The sequence below is a fragment of the Pseudomonas sp. NFACC39-1 genome, assembly GCF_900110355.1.
Classification (GTDB): Bacteria; Pseudomonadota; Gammaproteobacteria; order Pseudomonadales; family Pseudomonadaceae; genus Aquipseudomonas; species Aquipseudomonas tehranensis.
The window spans coordinates 134849-143524 of the sequence record NZ_FODL01000013.1 but is presented as its reverse complement, the minus strand read 5'-3'; the positions used below and the strand labels follow the sequence as shown (position 1 = coordinate 143524).

Annotated in this window: 8 protein-coding genes; 5 read left to right on the top strand and 3 right to left on the bottom strand. The window is 61.0% G+C overall.

All coding sequences use genetic code 11. The features are described from left to right. Positions 1-358: 358 nt before the first annotated feature. The gene (locus BMY45_RS23000) at positions 359-820 is read right to left on the bottom strand and encodes a MarR family winged helix-turn-helix transcriptional regulator (protein WP_092401934.1); all 462 of its coding nucleotides are present in this window, start codon (positions 818-820) and stop codon (positions 359-361) included. A gap of 161 nt (positions 821-981) precedes the next feature. On the opposite strand from BMY45_RS23000, the gene BMY45_RS22995 reads away from it, so the two are divergent. After that, positions 982-1716: a sulfite exporter TauE/SafE family protein gene (locus BMY45_RS22995; RefSeq protein WP_177193382.1), complete on the top strand. Its 735-nt coding sequence runs from the start codon at positions 982-984 to the stop codon at positions 1714-1716. On the opposite strand, the gene BMY45_RS22990 is transcribed toward BMY45_RS22995, so the two are convergent. Next, positions 1706-2560, bottom strand: a complete 855-nt coding sequence (locus BMY45_RS22990; RefSeq protein ID WP_030141879.1) for a LysR substrate-binding domain-containing protein — start codon at positions 2558-2560, stop codon at positions 1706-1708. The two genes, BMY45_RS22995 and BMY45_RS22990, sit on opposite strands and share 11 nt — an antisense overlap. 97 nt (positions 2561-2657) lie before the next feature. On the opposite strand from BMY45_RS22990, the gene BMY45_RS22985 reads away from it, so the two are divergent. Beyond that, entirely contained in the window at positions 2658-2879 is a 222-nt protein-coding gene (locus BMY45_RS22985) for a DUF1127 domain-containing protein (RefSeq protein WP_047226364.1), read from the top strand. Positions 2880-2943: 64 nt separating this feature from the next. Then, positions 2944-4173: a winged helix-turn-helix domain-containing protein gene (locus BMY45_RS22980; RefSeq protein ID WP_092401925.1), complete on the top strand. Its 1230-nt coding sequence runs from the start codon at positions 2944-2946 to the stop codon at positions 4171-4173. A 132-nt stretch (positions 4174-4305) separates the two neighbouring features. Here the strand turns inward: BMY45_RS22980 and BMY45_RS22975 are convergent, their stop codons facing one another. Then, complete coding sequence (locus BMY45_RS22975; protein ID WP_092401922.1) at positions 4306-5652, bottom strand: class II 3-deoxy-7-phosphoheptulonate synthase; 1347 nt, start codon at positions 5650-5652, stop codon at positions 4306-4308. Between the two features lie 135 nt (positions 5653-5787). On the opposite strand from BMY45_RS22975, the gene BMY45_RS22970 reads away from it, so the two are divergent. Together BMY45_RS22970 and BMY45_RS22960 are read left to right on the top strand one after the other, a co-directional pair. Next, positions 5788-6543: a spermidine synthase gene (locus BMY45_RS22970; protein ID WP_092401919.1), complete on the top strand. Its 756-nt coding sequence runs from the start codon at positions 5788-5790 to the stop codon at positions 6541-6543. A gap of 455 nt (positions 6544-6998) precedes the next feature. Beyond that, positions 6999-8672, top strand: coding sequence for a DEAD/DEAH box helicase (locus BMY45_RS22960; RefSeq protein ID WP_047226368.1), 1674 nt, complete (start codon positions 6999-7001; stop codon positions 8670-8672). Positions 8673-8676 lie beyond the last annotated feature (4 nt).

The following is an 8676-nucleotide window of genomic DNA, read 5'->3' as shown; positions in this document are numbered from 1 at the left end:
TCCAGTACATCAAGTTCGGCGTGATAGATCACCAACTCGTTCTTGGCGACATCCACGCCCACAATCGGCTTTGTGACAGAAACCGGCATTGCCATTGAAAATTCTCCGGGCTAAGGTTTGAACACTTGAAGGGTTCACCCAGAGGCGCAGGCTTGTTCCTATCGTCGGTTTAGGCCAGATGCATTCTTTATCGGCGCTTGGGTGAAAGGAGGAGGGGCGAAATCTCCCACGGTCTGTACTGCGCCTAACAGTCAGAATCGAGCCTTGTCCCTCCTCCTCCCTTCAAGTCCTACCATACAAGCGAGCCTGCTCGCGATAGCGGTGGGGCAGTTGACGCTGCTGCTGGAGAGGCTGCGTTTCAGAGGCTGTCTTGCAGGTTGCTGCGCAACGCTTGCAGGTCAAGTTGCAGCTTCTTCAATTGCTCCAGGGTCTGGCCACTGGCGCCGAGAATGCACTGGGGAATGTCGAGGGCTTTTTCCTGCAGGGCGCGTCCCTGTTCGGTGAGCTCGACGATGACCACGCGTTCATCTTCGCGACTACGGGTGCGGCTCAGCAAACCCTCGGCCTCCAGGCGCTTGAGCAACGGGGTCAGTGAGCCCGGATCGGTGAGCAAGCGATTGCTGATTTCACCGACAGTCAGACCATCCTTTTCCCACAGCACCATCATCGCCAGGTACTGCGGATAAGTCAGGCCCAGGGCTTGCAGCAGCGGCTTGTAGACTTTGGTCATCAGCAGCGACGTGGAGTGCAGGGCAAAGCACACCTGATTGTCGAGCAACAGGGCTTCGCAGGGTTCGGGGGTAACGCGCTGGGTGCTCATGGCAGAACCTTCAATCAATGATGGCTACGAATCTAGCGGGCGAACCTTTAATGCGCCAGATAATTCTGACGTTCTGATCAGATGTTGCGTTCCCCCGCGAGCGCCGACTGCGTAGGATAAGCGCCCTGATCAAGGGGGAATCGGCTGTGATCGAAGGTGTGATGTATCTGGCGTTCGGTGCCGCATTGGGCACTTTGGGGGGATTGTTCGGGATTGGTGGCGGGTTGATCGCCATTCCGGTGCTGGGCCTGTTGTTCGGCCTCGATCAGCAGATCGCCCAGGGCACGGCCCTGGTGATGGTCGTGCCAAACGTGATGCTCGCCTTGTGGCGCTACCACCAGCGCAATCGCATTGAAATGCGTCATGTACTGCCACTGGCCTCCATGGGTTTTTGCTTTGCCTGGCTTGGCTCGATCTGGGCCGTGGGCATCGACGCGCAAAGCATGCGAATCGGCTTCGTGGCCTTCCTGATCGTCCTGGCGGCCTACAACTTGATCCGCATGTTCGCCGCCAGCGCGCCGGCTTCGGCGCAGATGCGTTATGGCTGGCCGTGGCTCGCCGTGCTGGGGGCGGCGTCGGGGACCATGGGCGGATTGTTCGGTGTCGGCGGGGCGGTCGTCGCAACGCCGTTCCTGACCAGCCTGTTTGGCACCAGTCAGGTGGTCGCCCAGGGATTGTCTCTCTCGTTGGCCTTGCCCAGTACCGGCGTGACCCTTGCCACGTATGCGGTGCATCATCAAGTGGACTGGTGGATCGGCCTGCCGCTGGCCGCCGGGGGCCTGCTCAGTATCAGTTGGGGGGTAAAGGTTGCCCACGCCATGCCGGAGCGGCTGCTGCGCGGGCTGTTCTGCGGCTTCCTGGTGCTGTGCGCGATCTTGCTCGCCTTTAAAGTTTGAACCCTTCGACGATGTGCTCGGCCAGGCACTCGGTGATCGGCGACGGATTATGCAGGTTGCGGATCAGCATGATGCTGGCCTCGGGCAACTCCGGCAGGTTTTCCGCCTCGCCCAGCACGCGCATGTCGGGTGTCAGTAGGCTTTCCAGCTGCGCGGTGATCGCCAGGCCCGCGCCGACCACCGCCATGAGCGCCGACAGGCTGGAGCTGTTGTACGCCACGCGATAATCGCGGCCCATGGCATCCAGCGCATTGCAGGCCCATTGCCGACAGAAGCAATCACTATTGAACATCGCCAGCGGCAACGGTGTTTGTTCATGGACGTTGAAGCACGCCGCTTCGGCCCAGACAAAGCGCTCCTTGCGCAATAACTGGCCGATTTCGTCCCCCGGTTTGCGGGTGACGATGGACAGGTCCAGATCCTGGCGCAGCAGCAACTGTTTGGATGACTCGCAGTGCACTTCAATTTCGATCAAGGGGTAGAACTGGGCGAAGCGCTGCAGGATCCCTGGCAAAAAGCGCATCACGTAATCGTCCGGGGTGCCGATGCGCACCGTGCCGACCATGTGCGGTTCACGCAGGGTGTTGAACACTTCGCTGTGCAGCTTGAGGATCCGCCGGGCGTAGCCCAGCAACACCTGGCCTTCGGCGGTCAGCTTGACCTGGCGCCCGTCACGCTCGAACAGCCGTCGCTGCAAGACATCTTCTTCCAGCCGCTTCATCTGCATGCTGACGGCGGACTGGGTGCGATTGACCAGCTCACCGGCACGGGTGAAACCACCCTGGTCAGCGATCGCGACAAAGGTTCGCAGCACTTCCGTATCGATGCTCGGGTAACTCGACAATTGATCAATCTCCGAGATGTATTGCATAAGAAACATTCGTTGGATTGATCTTAGCGTTGGCGCGAGACTTGAGCCATCCCCAACGGAGGACATCACGATGAAAGGTCAAAAAGGTTATCTACTGATAGAAAAACTCTCGTCCCACGGCTTTTCCATCAGCGCTCTGCTGCACAAGTTTAGCCGCTGGTACGAATTGCACCACGAACGTGAACTGCTTGCCGGAATGAGCGATGAGGCGCTCAAGGACATCGGCGTCAGCCGTGCCGACGTCGAAAAAGAAGTGGTTCGGCCATTCTGGGATGACCCGATGCACAAATGAGCCATCCTTCCCTACACAAACCGCTTAATGGTGAGGTAGGTTGCGAGCAGACAAGGAGATCTTCATGCCCGCGACTCTGTCCTTTACCCTCAAACAGGCCCGGCGTCTGGCGTTGGCCGCCCAAGGATTCGACGGGCGGTCAACGGCAGCTTCGGTGCAACCGGCGCGCCTTAACCGCCTGATTGAACGCCTCGGCGTCCTGCAGATTGATTCAGTCAATGCATTGGTGCGTTCGCACTACCTTCCGCTGTTTTCCCGTCTCGGTCACTACACCCCCGACTTGCTCGATCAGGCAGCCTGGAGCCAGGGCCGTCGTCGTACGCTGTTCGAATACTGGGGACACGAAGCCTCGCTACTGCCGCTGGCGATGTATCCGCTGATGCGCTGGCGCATGGATCGTGCTGCCCGCGGTGAGGGCATCTATCGACAGTTGGCACAGTTTGGTCAGGAGCGTCAGGATGTCATTCGTCGCGTCTTGGCTTCGGTCCGTGAGCAAGGCGCTGTGGGTGCGGGTAGTTTGTCCACGCGTCAGGAAAAGGCCGGACCCTGGTGGGACTGGAGCGCCGAGAAGCATGCGCTGGAATGGCTGTTCGCGGCGGGTGAAGTGACGGTGGCGGGGCGGCGGGGTTTCGAGCGGCTTTACGACTTGCCGGAACGCGTGCTCCCGTCCTCGATCCTGCAACAACCCCTGCCGGACGAGCCCCAGGCTCAGCGTGCCTTGTTGCTGCATGCCGCCGAGGCCTTGGGCGTGGGCACGGAGAAAGACTTGCGCGACTATTTTCGTCTCGATCCGGCCGATGGCCGCGAGCGCCTGGCCGAGTTGGAGGAGGCCGGTGAGCTGGTGCGCTGTCAGGTGCAAGGCTGGAAGCAACCGGCCTGGTGCCGACCCAGCGTGAAAATCCCCCGCAAGGTGGCGGTCAGCGCGCTGTTGTCGCCGTTCGATTCGCTGGTCTGGGAGCGCAGCCGTACCGAGCGGCTGTTCGACTTTCGTTATCGGCTGGAGATTTATACCCCGGCTCACAAGCGGGTGTATGGCTATTACGTGTTGCCGTTCCTGCACCACGAACGCATTGCGGCGCGGGTCGACCTGCGGGCGGAGCGGGCTTTGGGTCGATTAGCGGTGCATGCCGTGCACGAAGAAGAGCCGGGGCTGGACGAGGAGGGGCTGCAGGCATTGGCGGTGAATCTGCGACGCCTGGCCGACTGGCTGGGGTTGGCGCGGGTCCAGCTCAATTGCGCTCGGGCGGGCGGGGTTCGGTTGGCGGGGGCGTTGGCTGAGGTGGGTGGTGACTGAACTGGCCCCATCGCGAGCAGGCTCGCTCCCACAGTTGACCTTTGATGTACGCCGTTTTTGTGAAGGGCGCGGTCAATGTGGGAGCGAGCCTGCTCGCGATAGCAATCCAACAAGCGACGAGGACTTACTGACTCACCGCCTCACCTGCTTCAACGTCTCAGCAATCAGAAACGCCAGTTCCAGCGACTGATCGGCATTCATCCGCGGATCGCAATGCGTGTGGTAACGGTCCGACAGCCCGTCCTCGGTGATCGGCCGCGCACCGCCAATGCATTCGGTGACGTTCTGCCCGGTCATTTCGATGTGAATGCCGCCGGCATACGTGCCTTCAGCTTCGTGAACCTGGAAGAACTGCTTCACCTCACCGAGGATTTGCGCGAAGTCCCGGGTCTTGTAACCGCTGCTGGCCTTGATGGTGTTGCCGTGCATCGGGTCTGAACTCCACAGCACCTGCTTGCCTTCTCGCTGCACGGCGCGTAACAGCTGTGGCAGGTGATCGCCGACCTTGTTCGCGCCCATTCGCGCGATCAGGTTCAGTCGCCCCGGATCATTGTCCGGATTGAGCACGTCGATCAGGCGGATCAAGTCGTCGGGGTTCATGCTCGGGCCGACCTTGACGCCGATCGGGTTGTTCACCCCGCGCAGGAATTCGACATGGGCACCGTCCAGCTGACGGGTGCGGTCACCGATCCACAGCATGTGGGCCGAGCAGTCGTAGTAATCGTTGGTCAGGCTGTCGCGACGCACGAACGCTTCTTCGTAATTGAGCAGCAGGGCTTCGTGGGCGGTGAAGAAACTGGTTTCGCGCAATTGCGGCGAGCTGTCCATGCCACAGGCGCGCATGAAGGCCAGGGTTTCGTCGATCCGGTCGGCCAAGTGGCTGTACTTCTCAGCCAGGGCAGAGTTGGCGATGAAGTCCAGGTTCCACTTGTGCACCTGATGCAGATCTGCGAATCCACCCTGGGCGAAGGCCCGTAGCAGGTTCAAGGTGGCGGTGGACTGGTGGTATGACTGCAGCAGCCGCTCCGGGTCCGGCACGCGGCTTTTTTCGTCGAAGCCGATACCGTTGACGATGTCGCCGCGATAGGCCGGCAAGGTTACACCGCCAATCGTCTCATCGTTGGCCGAGCGCGGCTTGGCGAACTGCCCGGCCATGCGGCCGACCTTGACCACCGGGCAACCGGCGGCGAAGGTCATGACGATCGCCATTTGCAGCAACACTTTGAAGGTGTCGCGGATCTTCGCCGCCGAGAACTCGGCAAAGCTCTCGGCGCAGTCGCCGCCCTGCAGCAGGAAGGCCCGGCCTTGGGTGACTTCGGCGAACTGACGGCGCAACTCCCGGGCTTCACCGGCAAACACCAGCGGCGGATAACTGGCCAGGGTCTGCTCGACCTGCAGCAAATGCGCCGCGTCGGGGTATCGGGGTTGCTGCTGGATCGGCAGGGCGCGCCAGCTGTCAGGGCTCCAGGGTTGGCTCATCATGATCTCTAGGTGGTTTACGCTCGGGCTGCCATGTTATCAGCAAATTAGTGCGTGACCTGTTTGCGTCGCTTCGCGGACAATCGCGCTTTTGCCCCGGTTATGTTCAGGGTCAGCGTAACCACAGGAGATGAGATGACAGAGGAGCGCGTCGAGCATTTGCTCGCCGAAGTGCATGACCAGTTCGGTGTTATCCGGGTTCTCGAAGTGGCGGACTACCGTTTCCTGGAGTTTGGCGACGCCATCGAACAGAGTTGCGTGTTCACGGCCGACCCGAGCTGGCTCGAATATGATTACACCCGCGCCATGTTGATTGGCGCGTTGTGTCACGAGCAGCCGGAAAGCGCGCTGTTCCTGGGGCTGGGCGCCGGGACGCTGACCCAGGCCTGCCTCAAGTTCCTGCCGCTGGAAGACGTCGAAGCCATCGAACTGCGTCCCGATGTGCCGCGCCTGGCTATCCAATACCTGGGGCTGGACGACGATCCGCGGCTGTACATCCGCGTCGGCGATGCCCTGGAGCTGCTGGAAACCGCTGAGCCGGCGGACCTGATCTTTGTCGACCTCTATACCGACGTCGGCCCCGGCGTCGGGCACCTGGCCTGGGGTTTTCTGGAGAACTGCCAGAAACGCCTCAATCCGGGCGGCTGGCTGGTGATCAACCAATGGGCCACCGACGACGGCAAACCATTGGGCGCGGCCCTGCTGCGCGGCTTGTACCACCGGCATTACTGGGAGCTGCCGGTGAAAGAAGGCAATGTCATCCTGATCGTGCCAGCGGATCTGGACCAGACGCTGGACATGGATGGCCTGGTGGCTCGGGCTGAAGGGCTGGCGCCGCAATTGGGTTATTCGCTGTTGCCGCTGATCAAGGCGATCCGCCCGGCGACCTGAGAGGCGAGGGAACTTGCTCCCGCAGGGCTGCACCTGTAGGAGCTGCCGAAGGCTCGGGCCGCGTTCGGACGATCTTTTGATCTTGATCTTGATCTTGATCTTGATCTTTCGCTTGCGACTCAACTGTCTGGGACAAGATCGCAGCCTCGTTGCACTCGACAGCTCCTACAGGTGCAGCCGCCTCAGGCGTGTTCTACGATAAAAAATCTCCCTTTTCAGGCGATTTCCGGTATAGTGCGCGCCGGCCTTTAGCCGGGCCGCGTCAAGGTAGCGCAATTCCCCGAAGCCAGCTTCGGTTGCATGTCCGCACAACGGATGCTTCCACGACGTTCTTTTTCATTCATTCGTTTTCGCAAATCCCCGCCGACAAAGCAGCCAGGGCGACTCTTGAGTCTCAACACGGCACGCGCAGCTTTGGAGCATGGGTCTTTGCGGATGCACTTAGAGGCAGACCCATGACCCAGGAAACCGGCGGCTTCGTCGCTTTTAATCTTAATCCGAACATTCTTGCAGCCGTCATTGCGACCGGCTACGAAGAACCTTCGGCTATTCAGCAGCAATCGATCCCGATCATCATGGCCGGTCACGACATGATTGGTCAGGCGCAAACCGGTACGGGTAAAACCGCCGCGTTCGCCCTGCCGATCCTGCATCGCATCGATCCTGCTAAGCGCGAACCGCAAGCCCTGATCCTGGCGCCAACTCGTGAGTTGGCGCTGCAAGTAGCAACCGCTTTTGAAACCTACTCCAAGCAAATGCCTGGTGTAACCGTTGTGGCTGTCTACGGCGGCGCTCCGATGGGCCCGCAACTGAAAGCCATCCGTAACGGCGCGCAGATTGTTGTCGCCACTCCGGGCCGTCTGTGCGACCACCTGCGTCGTGACGAAAAAGTCCTGGCCACCGTGAACCACCTGGTTCTCGATGAAGCCGACGAAATGCTCAAGCTGGGTTTCATGGATGACCTGGAAGTCATCTTCAAGGCCCTGCCAGCGACCCGTCAGACTGTATTGTTCTCGGCCACTCTGCCGCAGTCGATCCGCGCCATTGCCGAGCGCCACCTGCGCGATCCGCAACACGTAAAGATCCAGACCAAGACCCAGACCGTCACCGCGATCGAACAGGCTCACCTGTTGGTTCACGCCGACCAGAAGACCTCGGCCGTGCTGAGCCTGCTGGAAGTCGAGGATTTCGACGCCCTGATCATGTTCGTACGCACCAAGCAAGCGACCCTGGACCTGGCCAGCGCCCTGGAAGCCAAAGGCTACAAAGCCGCTGCGCTGAACGGCGATATTGCCCAGAACCAGCGTGAGCGCGTGATCGATTCCCTCAAGGATGGCCGTCTGGACATCGTTGTGGCGACTGACGTTGCCGCCCGTGGCCTGGACGTTCCGCGCATCACCCACGTGTTCAACGTGGACATGCCGTACGATCCGGAATCCTACGTTCACCGTATCGGCCGTACCGGCCGTGCCGGTCGCGAAGGTCGTGCACTGCTGCTGGTCACCCCGCGTGAGCGCCGCATGCTGCAAGTGATTGAGCGTGTAACCGGTCAGAAGGTTGCCGAGGTTCGTCTGCCGGACGCCCAGGCGGTGCTTGATGCCCGCATCAAGAAACTCACCAACAGCCTGTCGCCTCTGGTGGCTGACGCCGAATCGACCCACGGTGATCTGCTCGATCGCCTGACCGCCGACATCGGTTGCACCCCACGTGCCCTGGCCGCTGCTCTGCTGCGCAAGGCCACCAATGGTCAGGCGCTGACCCTCGCTGCGATCGAGAAGGAGCGTCCACTGGTGCCGAACAACGCACCGCGTGGCGATCGTCCAGAGCGTAGCGGTGATCGTCCGGACCGTGGTGATCGCGAGCGTCGCGCACCGATCCCGCTGGCCGAAGGCCGTGCGCGCTGCCGTACCGCGCTGGGTGCCCGTGACGGCATCGCGGCCAAGAACCTGCTGGGCGCCATTCTCAACGAAGGCGGCCTGGCTCGTGAGGCCATCGGTCGCATCCAGGTACGTGACAGCTTCAGCCTGGTAGAGCTGCCGGAAGATGGTCTGGAGAAGTTGCTGACCAAACTGAAGGACACTCGTGTCGCCGGCAAGCAGCTCAAACTGCGTCGCTATCGCGAAGATTGATCCG